This window comes from Burkholderia sp. AW33-5, assembly GCF_053427615.1.
Map to the genome: position 1 here is coordinate 152,884 of NZ_JBSAXA010000011.1, position 13,773 is coordinate 166,656.

The 13,773-nt window shown below is 68.8% G+C and carries 12 protein-coding genes; 5 read left to right on the forward strand and 7 right to left on the reverse strand.

Features of this window, described 5'->3' with window-relative positions; translation table 11 throughout:
- Positions 1–12: 12 nt before the first annotated feature.
- Together ACV22V_RS19140 and aspA are read right to left on the reverse strand one after the other, a co-directional pair.
- Positions 13–1,512 (reverse strand): amino acid permease, encoded by a 1,500-nt coding sequence (locus tag ACV22V_RS19140; protein ID WP_059524912.1) that lies wholly within the window; start codon positions 1,510–1,512, stop codon positions 13–15.
- A gap of 103 nt (positions 1,513–1,615) precedes the next feature.
- Complete coding sequence (gene aspA / locus ACV22V_RS19145) at positions 1,616–3,022, reverse strand: aspartate ammonia-lyase (RefSeq protein ID WP_448015091.1); 1,407 nt, start codon at positions 3,020–3,022, stop codon at positions 1,616–1,618.
- Between the two features lie 154 nt (positions 3,023–3,176).
- Here aspA and ACV22V_RS19150 point away from each other — a divergent pair, with 154 nt between their 5' ends.
- Positions 3,177–4,151, forward strand: a complete 975-nt coding sequence (locus ACV22V_RS19150; RefSeq protein ID WP_059689844.1) for a LysR family transcriptional regulator — start codon at positions 3,177–3,179, stop codon at positions 4,149–4,151.
- 69 nt (positions 4,152–4,220) lie between these two features.
- Here ACV22V_RS19150 and ACV22V_RS19155 read toward each other — a convergent pair whose 3' ends face one another.
- The 4 genes from ACV22V_RS19155 to ACV22V_RS19170 form a co-directional block, all read right to left on the reverse strand.
- Positions 4,221–5,285 carry an asparaginase gene (locus tag ACV22V_RS19155; RefSeq protein ID WP_175912054.1) on the reverse strand — a complete coding sequence of 355 codons (1,065 nt, stop codon included), beginning with the start codon at positions 5,283–5,285 and terminating at the stop codon, positions 4,221–4,223.
- Positions 5,286–5,542: 257 nt separating this feature from the next.
- Positions 5,543–6,565: a DUF2891 domain-containing protein gene (locus tag ACV22V_RS19160; protein ID WP_059700026.1), complete on the reverse strand. Its 1,023-nt coding sequence runs from the start codon at positions 6,563–6,565 to the stop codon at positions 5,543–5,545.
- A 10-nt stretch (positions 6,566–6,575) separates the two neighbouring features.
- The gene (locus ACV22V_RS19165) at positions 6,576–7,526 is read right to left on the reverse strand and encodes a DUF979 domain-containing protein (protein ID WP_059689839.1); all 951 of its coding nucleotides are present in this window, start codon (positions 7,524–7,526) and stop codon (positions 6,576–6,578) included.
- Positions 7,523–8,212, reverse strand: coding sequence for a DUF969 domain-containing protein (locus tag ACV22V_RS19170; RefSeq protein ID WP_059689837.1), 690 nt, complete (start codon positions 8,210–8,212; stop codon positions 7,523–7,525). Before ACV22V_RS19170 ends, ACV22V_RS19165 begins: the two co-directional genes overlap by 4 nt.
- Positions 8,213–8,544: 332 nt before the next feature.
- Here ACV22V_RS19170 and ACV22V_RS19175 point away from each other — a divergent pair, with 332 nt between their 5' ends.
- The 4 genes from ACV22V_RS19175 to ACV22V_RS19190 all read left to right on the forward strand — a co-directional run bounded on the left by ACV22V_RS19175 (position 8,545) and on the right by ACV22V_RS19190 (position 11,332).
- A complete protein-coding gene (locus tag ACV22V_RS19175; protein WP_039357299.1) occupies positions 8,545–8,769 on the forward strand; it encodes a hypothetical protein in 225 nt (74 codons plus the stop codon).
- Positions 8,770–8,902: 133 nt separating this feature from the next.
- On the forward strand, positions 8,903–9,166 hold the full coding sequence (locus ACV22V_RS19180) for a hypothetical protein (protein WP_223958967.1): 264 nt from the start codon (positions 8,903–8,905) through the stop codon (positions 9,164–9,166).
- On the forward strand, positions 9,163–10,167 hold the full coding sequence (gene cheB, locus ACV22V_RS19185) for a chemotaxis response regulator protein-glutamate methylesterase (RefSeq protein ID WP_059524898.1): 1,005 nt from the start codon (positions 9,163–9,165) through the stop codon (positions 10,165–10,167). Before ACV22V_RS19180 ends, cheB begins: the two co-directional genes overlap by 4 nt.
- A 55-nt stretch (positions 10,168–10,222) precedes the next feature.
- Positions 10,223–11,332 carry a diguanylate cyclase domain-containing protein gene (locus ACV22V_RS19190; protein WP_290370981.1) on the forward strand — a complete coding sequence of 370 codons (1,110 nt, stop codon included), beginning with the start codon at positions 10,223–10,225 and terminating at the stop codon, positions 11,330–11,332.
- 4 nt (positions 11,333–11,336) lie between these two features.
- Here ACV22V_RS19190 and ACV22V_RS19195 read toward each other — a convergent pair whose 3' ends face one another.
- Positions 11,337–13,589: a putative bifunctional diguanylate cyclase/phosphodiesterase gene (locus tag ACV22V_RS19195; protein WP_448015094.1), complete on the reverse strand. Its 2,253-nt coding sequence runs from the start codon at positions 13,587–13,589 to the stop codon at positions 11,337–11,339.
- Between the last annotated feature and the right edge of the window lie 184 nt (positions 13,590–13,773).

Sequence of the window (13,773 nt, forward strand, 5' to 3'; positions counted from 1 at the left end):
CCGTGCGTATCGTCAGACGTTGCTCGCCGGATCGGCACCGATCGGCGCGGCGGCCGCGGCGGACGCCTCTCGCGCGGCGCCGCGCTTCGCGAGCTTCCAGCCCACCACGAGCGCGAGCACGACGACCGGGATCATCCCGACGGTCCACGTGCCGCCCGGGTAATCGAACGCCATCATCACCAGCACGCTGACCAGGAACCCGAGCGTGAGCCACGACGTGAACGGCGCGCCGGGCATCCGGAACGAGACAGGGCTCAGCTCGCCGCGATTGACCGCGCGGCGGAACAGGATCTGGCACATCACGATGAAGCCCCAGGTCGTGATGATCCCGAGCGACGCCATGTTCAGCACGATCTCGAACGCCTGCGCCGGGACGATGTAGTTCAGCGGCACGCCGATCGCATTGACCGCGACCGTGACGAGGATCCCGCCGTACGGCACGCCGCGCGCGTTCATCCGCGACACGAAGCGCGGCGCCGAGCCGCCCATCGCCAGCGAACGCAGCACGCGCCCGGTCGAATAGAGGCCGGAATTCAGGCTCGACAGCGCGGCGGTCAGCACCACGACGTTCATCACCGTGCCGACGTACGGCACGCCGAGCTTGCCGAAGAACGTGACGAACGGGCTTTCGTGCGCGCTGTACGCGGTCCACGGCAGCAGCATCGTCAGCAGCACGACCGAGCCGACGTAGAACAGCGCGATGCGCCACATCACGCTGTTGATCGCCTTCGGCAGCACCTTGCGCGCATCGGCGGTCTCGCCCGCGGCGACGCCGACGAGCTCGATGCTCGCATACGCGAACACGACGCCCTGCACGATCAGCACGGCCGGCAGGATCCCGTGCGGGAAGATCCCGCCGTGATCCGCGATCAGGTGCAGCCCCGGCATCTGCCCGGCGACCGGGTGACCGCTCGCGAGAAACACGGCGCCGACGGCGAGGAACAGCGCGAGCGTCCCGACCTTGACGATCGAAAACCAGAACTCCATCTCGCCGAACACCTTCACGCCGATCATGTTCATCACCGACACGATCCCCAGCGCGCCGAGCGCGAACACCCACTGCGGCACGTCCGTGAACACGGCCCAGTACTTCATGTAGATCGCGACCGCGGTGATGTCGACGATGCCGGTGGTGGCCCAGTTCAGGTAGTACATCCAGCCCGCGACGAACGACGCGCGCTCGCCCATGAACTCCCGTGCGTACGACACGAACGAGCCGCTGGTCGGCCGATGCATCACGAGCTCGCCGAGCGCGCGCATGATCAGGAATGCGAATACGCCGCACACGAGATACACGACCGCCAGCGCGGGGCCCGCGCTCTGCAGGCGGCCGCCCGCGCCGAGAAAGAGGCCGGTGCCGATCGCTCCGCCCATCGCGATCATCTGCACGTGGCGCGGCTTCAACTGTTTCTCATAGCCGGATTCGTGCGACGCGAACATCGCGTCTCGGTCGGCATGACGGGGATCCGCGCCGCCGGCCGTGTCGGCCGCGCGCTCGCTGGCGTGCTTCATGGTGTGTCTCCGTTTCTTGATGTGTCGCGCCCGTCGACGGGGCGCTGCGGGAACGGCCGCGCACGGGCGTCCGGCGGCATGCGCCGGCGCCGCGCGGCCGGAATCAGTACGCGCGCGGGCGGATCAGCGCTTCGGGCTGCAGCGCTTCGTCCAGTTGCGCGGCGGTCATCAGCTGGCGATCGAGCACGACTTCGCGGATCGACTTGCCGCTCGCGTGGGCCTCGGCGGCCACGGCCGTCGCGCGCTTGTAGCCGATGTACGGGTTCAGCGCGGTCGCGAGCGCGACCGACCGCTCCATCGTTTCGCGCAGCCGCTCGGGGTTCGCGGTGATTCCGCTCACGCAGCGGTCCGCGAGCGTCGTGCAGGCCGCCGTCAGGTGGCCGAAGCTGCGGAACAGCGCGCTCGCGATCACCGGCTCGAACGCGTTGAGCTGAAGCTGGCCGGCCTCGGCGGCGAACGTCACCGTGAGGTCGTTGCCGAATACTTCGAATGCGACCTGGTTCACGACTTCCGGAATCACCGGGTTCACCTTGCCCGGCATGATCGACGAGCCGGCCTGCACCGGCGGCAGGTTGATCTCGCCGAAGCCGGCGCGCGGGCCGCTCGACAACAGCCGCAGGTCGTTGCAGATCTTCGACAGCTTCACCGCGATCCGCTTCAGCACGCCGGAAACCTGCACGAACGCGCCGCAGTCCTGCGTCGCTTCGATGAGGTTCGGCGCGGTGCTCAGGTCCAGGCCGGTGATGCGCCGCAGCGCGGCCAGCGCCTTCTGCGCGTACTGCGGATGCGCGGTGATGCCGGTGCCGATCGCGGTCGCGCCGAGATTGATCTCGCGCATCAGCAAGCCGGCTTCCTGCAGGCGCGCGATGTCTTCCGTCACCATCACCGCGTAGGTCGAGAATTCCTGGCCGAGCGTCATCGGCACGGCGTCCTGCAGTTGCGTGCGGCCGAGCTTCAACAGATCCGAGAACGCGTCGGCCTTCTCCGCGAACGCATCGCGCAGGCGCGCCATCGCGTCGAGCAGATGCTCGACCGCGAAGCAGGTCGCGATCCGGATCGCGGTCGGATAGACGTCGTTCGTGCTCTGCGCGAGATTGACGTGCTCGTTGGGATGGAGGTATTCGTACTGCCCGCGTGCATGCCCCATGATTTCGAGCGCGCGGTTGCAGATCACCTCGTTGGCGTTCATGTTGGTCGACGTGCCGGCTCCGCCCTGGATGATGTCGACCACGAACTGATCGTGCAGCCGGCCCTCGCGGATCTCGACACAGGCGGCGGCGATCGCGTCGCGATACGCGTCCGGCAGCAGCCCGAGCTCGCAGTTCGCATCGGCAGCGGCTTCCTTCACCGCCGCGAGCGCCATGACGAGGTACGGCAGCGACGCGATCGTGCGCCCCGAAATGTCGAAGTTCTCCTTCGCGCGCAGCGTATGGACGCCGTAGTACGCCGAATCCGGAATGCTTCGTTTCCCTAAAAGATCCGCCTCGACGCGGAAGCCGCTTTCCGTCATGGTGCCCCTCCTGAATTGTTTCTGCCGACGCGGGAAACCGGCTGCGTTCACCGCTTCCCCGGACGACGGGATCGCATTCTATGCCTTTGCATAAAGAACCTCGCTTCTGTATTATCGAAAGCGGTTTTGCGTGGGATGCAACAGCGAGAGACGAATGAAAACAACGGCGAGAGACACCGGCATCGATCACCTCGGCGCGATGCGCGCGTTCGTGCGGGTCGTCGAAATGGGAAGCTTTTCCGCGGTCGCGAAGGAGATGCGCGTGTCGACGTCGACGGTCGCGCGCAAGATCACGGCGATCGAGGACGCCCTCGGCGTCGCGCTGTTGCATCGCTCGACGCACAGCGTGACGCTGACCGAGGCCGGCCACATCTACCTGGAACGCGCGGTCACGCTGATCGCCGATCTCGACGACACGCTGCGCGTCGTCGCCGAGCTCAATTCGCAGCCGAGCGGCCCGCTGAAGCTCACCGCGCCGGTCGCATTCGGCCGCCGCCATCTCGCGCCGCTGATCGCGCCGTTTCTCGCGCGCTATCCGACGATCCAGCTCGACGTGCGGCTCACCGACAACCACAACGACCTCGTCGCCGGCGGCTTCGACCTCGACATTCACGAAGGCGAGAACTACCTGGACAACCTGGTCGTGCACCGGCTGTCGCGCAACGACAGCATCCTGTGCGCGACGCCCGGCTACCTCGACCGCTGCGGGCGCCCCGCGACGCCGGACGACCTGCGGCATCACAACTGCCTGCGCTACGTGCATCCGGAGGGCGATCCGCGCTGGGAGCTCGTGCGCGGCGATGCACGGCACAGCGTGCTGCCGGCCGGCAACCTCGTCACCGACCATTCGGAACTGCTGCTGGACGCGACCTGCGCGGGCCTCGGCATCGCCGAATTCGAGATCTGGCTGGTGCGCGACCTGCTCGCGAGCGGCCGGCTCGAAGCCGTGCTGCCGCGCTACCGGCTGCAGAACAAGCTCACGGGCGACTACATCTACATCGCGTATCTGGCGAACCGGCGCAGCTCGGCGAAGCTGCGCGTGTTGAAGGACTTCCTCGCGGAGCATCTCGCGCACATCGGCGAGCTGTCGGAAGTCGAGCTGACGAAGATTCGCGACGCGGGCGCGTAGCGGCGGCCGGCAAGCCGGCGCCGACGCCGCATGCACCTTCGGCACGCGGCATCGGCACGACAGCCGCCGTCAGGCCGGCTGCAATTCGAACGGGAACGTCGCGTGCCCGATCTCGACGCCCTGCGTGTTCAGCATCCGCGGCCGGTGGAACGCGGCGAGCCGCGCGCGCTGCGCGTCCGTGCCGATCCGCAGCCGTTCGAGCAGTTCGCTGACCATCATGTACAGCACGTCGATGTTGCCGTCCTCGATCTTCACCGAGAGGCCGAGCGCGCCGTCGGCGCCGAGTTCCCGCGTGCGCGCCGATGCGCGTACGCCGATCCCGTAGCACGCATCCGCGCCGAGCTTGCCGACGACCTGCCCGTCGAAGGCCTCCATCAGCACCGTGCAGTAGCGCCCTTCTCCGGCGACCAGCTCGGGATGGGCCGTCATCGCATGATGAATGCGCGCCAGCGCGCGCACGCGATCGGTCGTCGCCGCGCCGCCGGCTTCAACCGTATCCGCACCGTCCGCCAGCGATGCATAAAGACGCGCGAGGCGGTCGAGCGGGAACGCCGGCGTCGGCAGGTTGCAGCCGTCGATCGCCCAGTCGACCTCGTCGTCGGGCAGGCCGCACGCATCGGCGACCACGTGCTTCACGCGCATCTGCATCGGATGCGCCGGCAGATGGTAGTCGGCGATCGCGGCGCCGATCGCCCGCGCGCCGGCCAGCATCCCGACGTGCTTGCCCGAGCAGTTGCTGCACACGCCGGTCGGCGTGTAGTCGCGCTTGATCCAAGACCGGTACACCGCGTCCGACAGCGGCGCATGGCCGCCGCACCGCAAATCCGACTCCTGCGCGTCGACCTTCGCCAGCATCGCCCGCGTGCGCGCGATGTGCCGCTCCTCGCTGCTGTGCGATGCGCACATCAGCGCGATGTCCGCTTCGTCGAAACCGAAACGCTCCGGCGCGCCCGTCTCGATCACGGACAACGCCTGGGCCGGCTTCGCCGCCGAGCGCGCGAGCGTCATCCGGAACGGATCGCCGAGCCGGAACAGCAGCTTGCCGCCGGCATCCACCACCGCCACATCGGCGACGTGCGTGTTCTCGATCGCATTGCCGCGGTACGTCACGACCGCTGCGCGTTGGGTGTCCATCTGTGCTGTCTCCTTCGTCGGGGCCTGATATGCCGGGGCCCGTGCAACCGGTACGGCAGTGTATCGACTCTGCCGCCGGGTCGAGCCGGGCGCCCCGTGGAAAGCGGTATTGCGCCGGATGCAAAGCCGTCACGCCCGCCGGGCTCGAACGCGGGCCTCGGCGGCGGCGTCGCTCCCATCACCGCGACGAACCAGGATCTCGCGCCCGAGCGCTAGCGCAACATCGGGATCGGCTTCGCAGGCAACCGACGCCGCGACTACGCGTCCAGCGCCAGCAGCGCGAACGTCGCGAGCCAGTGCTCGCCCATATAGTCGCCGGCCACGTGCGCGAGCGCGCTCGCGAGGTGCCGGTCGGCCGCATCGCGCAGCTTCGCGCGCCGCGCATCGCCTTCCGGCAGCGCGCCGGCGAGCGAGCGCTGGCACCACGCGCGGCTCAGATTCAATCCGTCCAGATGCGCGATCTTGCCGTCGCTGCGGTCGCTGACCGTCGCCGGCTCGAACAGCGTCGCCGGCTCGCCGCGCGCGAGATCGGGCAGGAAACGCGCGAACCAGCCGTCGAATTCGGCGGCCGGCAGCACGCGGCGCATCAGCTCCGCCTCCATCAGCGCGGGCGACAGGAATTCGTCGCCCGACGGCTCCCACGCCTGGCACGCGACATCGTTCAGGTGCCAGCGTTTCGCCGTATCGACGATCAGCGCCGCGAGCCCGTCGCGCTGCGTCGCGCGCGCGAAGTCGAGCGCGAGCGCCAGCGCGAACGCGGTGTTGAAGTGCGTGCCGACCCGCAGCGGATAGGTGGCCTTCGGCAGGAAGGTCTCGAAGCGCGCGACGAACAGGTCGGCGAGCGGCGCGAGCGTCTTCGCCCAGCGCGCGGCCTGCGGCACCACGCCCTTCAGCGCGAGCCGCTCCAGCTGCGCGGACAGCGCCAGCAGCCACGCCCATCCGTAAGGCCGCTCGAAGCCGCTGTTGTGCGGCAGCGCCAGATACGCGCGTTCGCCGGCGACGTTCGCGTCGGTGAAGTGCGCATCGACGACGGCGATGATCCGCTCGGCCTCCGGCAGCGCCGGATAGCGTTCGAGCACGCTCAGCACGAGCCAGTAGCCGTGCACGCACGAATGCCAGTCGTAGCTGCCGTAGAAGATCGGATGCAGCGCGCGCGGCCCCTGCACGTCGTGCGGGCCTTCGAGCGAATGCGTGAGCTTGTTCGGATATTCGCGGGTCAGGTGCGCGAGCGCGAGCGACGCGAATTTCGATGCGAGTTCGGGGGTCAGTCGATCGGTCATGGGCACCTCGTCAGAAGCGGAATACGAACGCGTACATCAGCAGCGTGTTGACGGCCAGCAGCAGCACGGCGGTCGGCCACTGCGCCTTGATCACGCCGTTCTTGTCCTTCAGTTCGAGCAGCGCGGCCGGCACGATGTTGAAGTTCGCGGCCATCGGCGTCATCAGCGTACCGCAGAAGCCGCTCAGCATCCCGATCGCGCCGAGGATCGCCGGGTTGCCGTGAAATTGATGGACGATCAGCGGCAGGCCGATGCCGGCCGTCATCACGGGGAACGCGGCGAACCCGTTGCCCATGATCATCGTGAACAGCGCCATGCCGACCGTATAGGCGGCGACGACCGCGAACGGCGAATCGATCGGCACCCACTCCCTCACGAGCCCCGACACCACGCCGCCGACGCCCGCGACCGCGAACAGCGCGCCGAGCGCCGCGAGCATCTGCGGCAGGATCGCGGCCCAGCCGACCGCGTCCATCGTGTGACGCGCCTCCTTCAGCGCGTGAACGGGCGAATCGCGCAGCATCGCGAGCGCGACGGCGAACGCGACGAGCGTGCCGAGCACGAGCGAGATCAGCGTCACGCTCTTCGGATCGACGAACGGCACCCGTTTCAGCGCGAACGTGCCGATCAGCGTGACGACGGGAATCAGCAACGCCGGCAGGAACAGCCGGTTGCCGAAGCGCAGCGCCTTCGCGTCGCGCCGCGCGCCCGCCGCTTCGCTGGATTCGTCCGACTTGCCGCGTCCGAGCTTGCCCGAGCCCGCGATCAGCGCGAGCGCGATCGCGAGGCAGCCCGTCACGAAGTGCGGCAGCCGCGCGCCGAACAGGAACGTGAGCGCGTAGATCGCCCAGAACGCGAAGTTGACGACGCGGCGCGGGTTCGTGCGGTCCGTCAGGTTGAAGCACGCGAACGCGCCGAACATCAGGCCGGCGAGCGTGTACAGCGGTTCGAGGCCGATCATCGCGCGCCCTCCCGCCCGAATGCGCCGAAGCTGCGCGACAGCCGGTGGTCGAGCAGCGCGAGCCGCGTGCAGTGGATCAGCAGCGCGGCGATCGCCGTCGGGATCGCCCAGACCGACAGGTGCAGCGGCTCGACCACGATCCCGTTCTGTTCGAGAAAGCCCTTGATCAGCAGGATCGACTGGATCGCGATGAAGATGTCCTCGCCGAAGAACACGGCGACATTGTCGGCGGCCGACGCATGCGCGCGGATCTGCTGGCGCACGGATTCAGGCAGGTCGCCGAGCCGGCTGACGGCCGCGGCCTCGGCCATCGGCGCGATCAGCGGCCGCACCATCTGCGCGTGGCCGCCGAGCGACGTGAGGCCGAGCGCGGCCGTCACCTGGCGCAGCACGAAATACAGCATCAGCACGCGGCCGGTGGTCGCCGCGTGCACGCGCGAGATCATCCGCTTCGCCTGCTCCTTGAGCCCGTTGCGTTCGAGCAGCGCGATCACCGGCAGCGTCAGCCAGATCAACCCCATGTAGCGGTTGTCGGTGAACGCCTTGCCGAATGCGCTGACGATGTCGACGAGATTCATCCCGCCCGCCAGCCCCGTCGCGAGGCCCGCGATCGTCACCACCAGCAGCGCGTTGAAGCGCAGCGCGAAACCGATCACGACGATCGGCACCCCAATCAGCACCAGCATTGCCCCTCCTTGCGATGGATTCGCGGCGCCGTGAAGGTGAGCCGCCCGCCCGGTTTCGACCGGGTTCAGGCGGCAAAATCTAACACGAGACTTTATCGATAAAAAGTCGACAATTTGAAGCTTCGGGTAAACGTTGAAACCGATGCCACGTTGCGCCGGTCGTGTGTCCGCCGTGTTTCGGGGGAACGATTCGCGGCCGGCGGCGCCGCCGGGCGGCGGCAACGCACGATTCCGGCCGGCGTGCCGTGGACCGCCCGCGCCCCCGCCGCGCATGGCGGAGCGCCGGTGCGCCGACTACACTGGAAGGCATCGCAACGTTCGGGAGAGCCGCCATGATCGACGTATTCCAGACCATCGGCAGCCGCGCGTTCTCCGCTCATCTGGCGAAGGACGGGATGGTGACGCTGATGGAACAACGCCACGAAGTCGACCGCGTGACGCTCGCGACCGCCTATGCCGCGCTCGTCGAGGAATCGGAGCAGGAAGCCGATCTGCTCGACGCAACGGTCGAAGGGATGATGCGCGCGCTGATCCAGGGGTACGCCCGCAGCCATTGAACGACTGGACGCGCACCGCGCGCGGTGTGCCGGCCCGCGCGGCCGGCTCGCCGGTGCCGGCGCGTGCGCCCGTGCCGGGCGCCGCGCTTCGCGCCGTCACGAACGCGTCGACGACGGATTGCCGCGCTGCCGCATGATCCTGCACATCGCTGTCCGTCTTCCCGGGCGGCAAAAAATGCCGTCTACCCATAGAGGAAAGGGTCGGAATCGACGCAATGCGCAATTTTTTCGATTGCCGCCGCTCGCGCCGCATGACAGCATTCGGGGCGTCGCCAGTCGAAAAGAATTTCGTGCCATCCGCCCGCCGATGCCGTTCGGCGGCGCCGGCCCGGCACTGCCTTTCATGAACCCGGCCCATATCCAACACTACGAACCGACCGGAGTATCCCGCTTGTGAACATCGGCATCGTCAACGACCTCCCGCTAGCCGTCGAGGCGATGCGCCGCGCGCTCGCGCACCGGCCCGAGCATCGCGTGCTGTGGGTCGCGACCGACGGCGCGCAAGCCGTCGAAATGTGCGCCGCGCAACCGCCCGACGTCGTGCTGATGGACCTGGTCATGCCGAAGTTCGACGGCATCGAGGCGACGCGGCGGATCATGCGTTCCAGCCGCCCGTGCGCGATCCTGATCGTGACGAGCTGCATCGGCGCGAACGCGTGGCGCGTGTTCGAAGCGATGGGCGCCGGCGCGCTCGACGCGGTCGACACGCCACGCCTCGGCGAAGGCGCGGGCGGCGACACCGCGCGGCTGCTGCTCGCGAAGATCGACCAGATCGGCCGGCTGCTCGACGCGCCCGGCGGCGTCCGCGCGGCCGGCACGGCCTCGCGCGCGAGCGGCGGCCCGCTGATCGCGATCGGCGCGTCCGCCGGCGGCCCCGGCGCGCTCGCGTCGATCCTCGGCAGCCTGCCGGCCGACTTCAGCGCGCCGATCGTGATCGTCCAGCACGTCGATCGCGCGTTCGCGGAAGGCATGGCGCAATGGCTCGACGGCCAGACGCCGCTGACCGTGCGCGTCGCGCACGAAGGCGACCGCCCTCAGCCCGGCGTCGCGCTGCTCGCGGCGACCGACGATCACCTGCGCGTCACGCGCACCGGCACGCTCGAATACACGCGCGAACCGGCCGCCACGCCGTACCGGCCGTCGGTCGACGTATTCTTCAACAGCCTGACCGAGCACTGGCCGGGACGCGTGATCGGCGTGCTGCTGACCGGCATGGGACGCGACGGCGCGATCGGCCTGAAGGCACTGCGGATGAAGGGCTGTCATACGATCGCGCAGGACGAGGCGACCAGCGCCGTCTACGGCATGCCGAAGGCAGCCGCGACGCTCGGCGCCGCGCGCGCGATCCTGCCGCTCGAGCGCATCGCGGGCGAGCTGGTGGCGCTCGCGCGAATCTGAACCCGATGAAACCCTGTCACACCCATCGCTACCATGGCGCAACCCTGCATCAATCATGACTAGCGACTTCACCCGCCCGCCCGGCGGGCTGCATGCGGCGTTCGACGCCGCGCACGCGGCGCCCACGCCGCACGCCGACGCGCCCGCGATGGTCCTGCTGGTCGACGACCAGACGATCGTCGCGGAAGCCATCCGACGCGCGCTCGTCGACGAGGACGGCATCGACTTCCACTACTGCCCGCGCTCGGACGACGCGCTGGCGACCGCGATCGAGACGCGGCCGACCGTGATCCTGCAGGATCTCGTGATGCCCGGCACCGACGGTCTGAGCCTCGTGAAGGCATACCGTGCGAATCCGGCGACGCGCGACGTGCCGATCATCGTGCTGTCGACGCAGGAAGAGCCGGTGATCAAGAGCGCCGCGTTCGCGGCCGGCGCGAACGACTACCTCGTGAAATTGCCGGACCGCATCGAGCTGATCGCGCGGATCCGCTATCACTCGCGCTCGTACATGAACCTGCTGCAGCGGGACGAAGCCTATCGCGCGCTGCGGCAATCGCAGCAGCAACTGCTGGAGGCCAATCTCGAACTGCGGCGCCTCACGCATTCGGACGGCCTGACCGGGCTGTCGAACCGCCGCTATCTCGACGAATATCTGGCCGCCGAATGGCGGCGCGGCACGCGCGAGCGCAGCGAGCTGTCGCTGCTGATGATCGACGTCGACAACTTCAAGCTGTACAACGACACGTACGGTCACGTGTCGGGCGACGGCGTGCTCAAGCAGGTCGCGGCCACCATCGAACGCTGTCTCGGGCAATCCGGCGATCTCGCCGCGCGTTTCGGCGGCGAGGAGTTCGCGGTCGTGATGCCGGCCACGTCGCCGGGCGCCGCGCGGCTGCTCGGCGAGAAGATCCGCCTCGCGGTCGAGTCGCTGCGGCTCGAACACGCACACTCGTCGACGGGGCGCTACGTGACGATCAGCATCGGCGGCGCGAGCATCGTGCCGGCCGCCGGCCTGCCGACGACGTCGCTGATCGAGGCCGCCGATCGCGCGCTGTACCGCGCGAAGCACGACGGCAAGAATCGCGTCGAGATCGATGCGCCGCCCGCACCGCCGGCACCAGCGGCCCCGCCTGCGTCGCCGGACGGCGGCGGTCTCGCGTGAACGCCTAGACGGCGACGAGCCGGCGCGCGTAGTCGGCCGGATCGAGCGGCCGGCCGAACAGGTAACCCTGCTGCATGTCGCAGCCGATCTGCTGCAGGAACCACGACTGCGCCTCGGTCTCGACGCCTTCCGCGGTGACCTTCATCCCGAGCGAATGCGCCATCGCGACGACGGCCTGCGTGATCGCGACCGAGTCGCGATGATCGGGCACGCCCGACACGAACGAACGGTCGACCTTCAGGTTGTGCAGCGGAAAACGCTTCAGGTACGCGAGCGACGAATAACCGGTGCCGAAGTCGTCGACCGAGATCCGCACGTTCATGTCCGTGAGCGCCTCGAGCATCGGCAGCACGGTGTCCGTGTCGTTCATCAGCAGTCCTTCGGTAATTTCCAGTTCGAGCGCGCCCGGATCGAGCCGCGTCTGTTCGAGGCAGCGGTCGACCGACTCGACGAGCCCCTCGTGGAACTGCCGCGGCGACAGGTTGACCGCCAGCATCAGGTCGGGGGCGATCGTGCGGCGCCATTCGGCGGCTTGCCGGCAGGCCGTTTCGAGCACCCACTGGCCGATCGCGACGATGAGCCCGGTATCTTCCGCAACCGGGATGAATTCCGCCGGCGACATCGGCCCGAGCTCGGGGCTCGTCCAGCGCAGCAGCGCTTCGGCACCGACCGTGCGGCCGCTGCGCGCGTCGACGACCGGCTGGTAGGCGAGCCGCAGCGCATCCGAGGCGATCGCGCGCCGCAGCGACTGCTCGATCGCGAAGCGGCGCTGCAGGCGCAGGTTCAGCTGCGCGGTGAAGAACGTGAAGTGGTTGCGGCCGCGCTGCTTCGCGTCGTACATCGCGGAGTCGGCGTTGCGCATCAGCGTGGCCGCATCGTCGCCGTCGCGCGGCGCGACGCTGATCCCGATCGACACGCCGAGCCAGTATTCGTTGTTCGCGATCGCGAACGGCTTCGCGATCGTGTCGATCACCTCGCGCGCGAGCACGGCGAGCGCGTCGGGATCGTCGCAGTCGTCGACGAGGATCACGAACTCGTCGCCGCCGACGCGCGTGAGCGCGTGGCGCCCGCCTGCGCACGCCGCGAGGCGCGCCGCGACGCTGCGCAGCAGCGCGTCGCCGGCGTCGTGCCCGGCCGTGTCGTTGACCTTCTTGAAGCCGACGAGATCGATGAACAGGACCGCGACACGCGCGGGCCCGGCCGCCGCATCGCGCGCGCCGAACAGCTCGCGCATCCGGTCGGAGAGCCAGCGCCGGTTGTAGAGGCCCGTCAGCGCGTCGCGCGTCGCCAGGTAGCGCAACTGCTGCTGCGCTTCGCGCACGGGGCCGATGTCGTGAAACGACACGAGCACCGATTCGGGTTGCGTCTCGCCCGGCTTCACGATCGGCACCGCGTTGCCGCGCACCCAGATGACGTCGCCGTCGGCGAGCCCGAAGCCGACCGAGTAGTCGAGCTGCGGCGTGGCCGTGGTCAGCGCGCGCCGGCTCGGCCAGTCGTCGGGCGCGATCGGTGTGCCGTCCTCGTACAGCTTGTACAGGATCACCGTCGACAGCCGGCGGCCGACGAGGTCGCCCTTCGCGCGCATCATCCGGTTCGCGCTCGGATTGCTCGCGACCACCACGCCGTCGGGCGACACGACGAGAATCCCTTCGTTCAGGCTGTTGACGACCAGGCGGTGATGTTCCTCGCTGCGCACGAGCTGCCGCGCGATCCAGTCCTGGTGCACCGCGAGGCCGACGCTGTTGCCGATGTCGCGCAACAGGTCGGTTTCCGCGTCGGTGGGCCGGCGCGGCGTCCGGTGGTAGACGGCGAACGCGCCGAGCACGGTGCCCGCTTCGTCCAGAAACGGCACCGACCAGCACGCGCGCAGGCCGAACGGCAACGCGAACGAACGAAAGTCGGCCCACAGCGGATCGGTTTCGATGTCGTCGACGGCGACCATCCGGCGTTCGTACATCGCCGTGCCGCACGAGCCCGCGGCGGGCCCGATCGACGCCCCGTCGATCGCCGCGCTGTACTGCGCGGGAAGCGACGGCGCGGCGCCGACGCGCACGTGCACGCCGTCCGCGTCGAGCAGCAGGATCGTGCACGAGGCGCCGTCGCCGAGCAGCGCCTCGGCGCGCCGGCATACCTCGACGAGCAGTTCCGGCAGCGGTGTGTTGCGCGTGATCAGCCTCAGCACGCTCTGCTCGGATGCGAGCACTTCGGCTGCGAGGCCGAGGCTGTAGCGAGAACTTTGCGGTTCGGTATTCGACATGAATCCTGCCGTCAGTTCGACCGGGTCTGATGCGCCCGATTCGTTAGCGATGCTTCGTGCCGTTTTCCGCACCGGGATGACGTCGTGCCCCCGGTGCGTCCCCATTCGGGTGCGCCCCTGATGCGCACCAAAATACATTTAATACCAATCCGTGCAGCCCTGCGCGTCCCTGCGCATCAGGGCT